At 56.3% G+C, this 1,982-nt stretch carries 2 rRNA genes; both read right to left on the bottom strand.

The features are described from left to right. Window positions 1-2: 2 nt before the first annotated feature. A 5S ribosomal RNA gene (gene rrf, locus IU452_RS37840) occupies window positions 3-119 on the bottom strand. 111 nt (window positions 120-230) lie between these two features. Further along, window positions 231-1,982: ribosomal RNA gene (locus IU452_RS37835) — 23S ribosomal RNA — on the bottom strand; the annotation flags it as partial.

Genomic DNA, 1,982 nt, shown 5'->3' with positions numbered 1-1,982 from the left:
TGTTCCGGCGGTGTCCTACTCTCCCACACCCTGGCGAGTGCAGTACCATCGGCGCTGGCAGGCTTAGCTTCCGGGTTCGGAATGGGACCGGGCGTTTCCCCACCGCTATAACCGCCGTAACTCTATGAAACTATCCACAGAGAGCCAGACTCCGAGAGACGAACCCTCTCATCTGTCTTCTGTATCCGTGTGTTGTTTCAGATACCGCACAGTGGACGCGTAGCACCTTTGTTGGTAAGCCCTCGGCCTATTAGTACCAGTCACCTCCACACGTTACCGTGCTTCCAGTTCCGGCCTATCAACCCAATAGTCTGTTGGGGGCCTTAACCCCTCAAAGGGGGAGAGAAACCTCATCTTGGAACAGGCTTCCCGCTTAGATGCTTTCAGCGGTTATCCCTTCCGAACGTGGCCAACCAGCCGTGCTCCTGGCGGAACAACTGGCACACCAGAGGTTCGTCCGTCCCGGTCCTCTCGTACTAGGGACAGCCTTCCTCAAGTTTCTAACGCGCGCGGCGGATAGAGACCGAACTGTCTCACGACGTTCTAAACCCAGCTCGCGTGCCGCTTTAATGGGCGAACAGCCCAACCCTTGGGACCTACTCCAGCCCCAGGATGCGACGAGCCGACATCGAGGTGCCAAACCATCCCGTCGATATGGACTCTTGGGGAAGATCAGCCTGTTATCCCCGGGGTACCTTTTATCCGTTGAGCGACACCGCTTCCACACGCCGGTGCCGGATCACTAGTCCCGACTTTCGTCCCTGCTCGAGCTGTCGCTCTCACAGTCAAGCTCCCTTGTGCACTTACACTCGAAACCTGATTGCCAACCAGGCTGAGGGAACCTTTGGGCGCCTCCGTTACACTTTGGGAGGCAACCGCCCCAGTTAAACTACCCACCAGGCACTGTCCCTGAACCAGATCATGGCCCGAGGTTAGAAGCCCAATACGATCAGAGTGGTATTTCAACGACGACTCCACCAGAACTAGCGTCCCAGCTTCACAGTCTCCCACCTATCCTACACAAACCGTACCGAACACCAATACCAAGCTATAGTAAAGGTCCCGGGGTCTTTTCGTCCTGCCGCGCGTAACGAGCATCTTTACTCGTACTGCAATTTCGCCGAGTCTGTGGTGGAGACAGCAGAGAAGTCGTTACGCCATTCGTGCAGGTCGGAACTTACCCGACAAGGAATTTCGCTACCTTAGGATGGTTATAGTTACCACCGCCGTTTACCGGGGCTTAAATTCTCAGCTTCGCCCTTACGGGCTAACCGGTCCTCTTAACCTTCCGGCACCGGGCAGGCGTCAGTCCGTATACCTCGTCTTACGACTTCGCACGGACCTGTGTTTTTAGTAAACAGTCGCTTCTCTCTGGTCTCTGCGACCCAACCCAGCTCAGGCAGCACGTGCCATCACCAGACCGGGCCCTCCTTCTCCCGAAGTTACGGAGGTATTTTGCCGAGTTCCTTCACCACAGTTCTCTCGATCGCCTCAGTATTCTCTACCTGACCACCTGTGTCGGTTTGGGGTACGGGCCGTGTACCAACTCACTAGAGGCTTTTCTCGGCAGCATAGGATCACTGAATTCACCTCAACCGGCTACGCATCACCTCTCAGGATATATGCAACACGGATTTGCCTATGTTGCTCCCTACAGGCTTACACCCGGTAATCCACCACCGGGCCCAGCTACCTTCCTGCGTCACCCCATCGCTTGACTACTACCACAGGGGTCCCATGCATCCCCCTCCTGCCACCCGAAGGTGGTCATTTGGGTTCAGGATGGTTAGCACCGTGGATTCGCCATTGGGCGCGGATACACGGGTACGGGAATATCAACCCGTTGTCCATCGACTACGCCTGTCGGCCTCGCCTTAGGTCCCGACTCACCCTGGGCGGATTAACCTGGCCCAGGAACCCTTGGTCATTCGGCGGACGAGTTTCTCACTCGTCTTTCGCTACTCATGCCTGCATTCTCACTC

Origin of the sequence: Nocardia transvalensis (genome assembly GCF_015477765.1) — a bacterium.
Classification (GTDB): domain Bacteria; phylum Actinomycetota; class Actinomycetes; order Mycobacteriales; family Mycobacteriaceae; genus Nocardia; species Nocardia transvalensis_A.
Note: the sequence above shows the minus strand (reverse complement) of the source record. Positions and strands in the feature narration are given on the sequence as shown.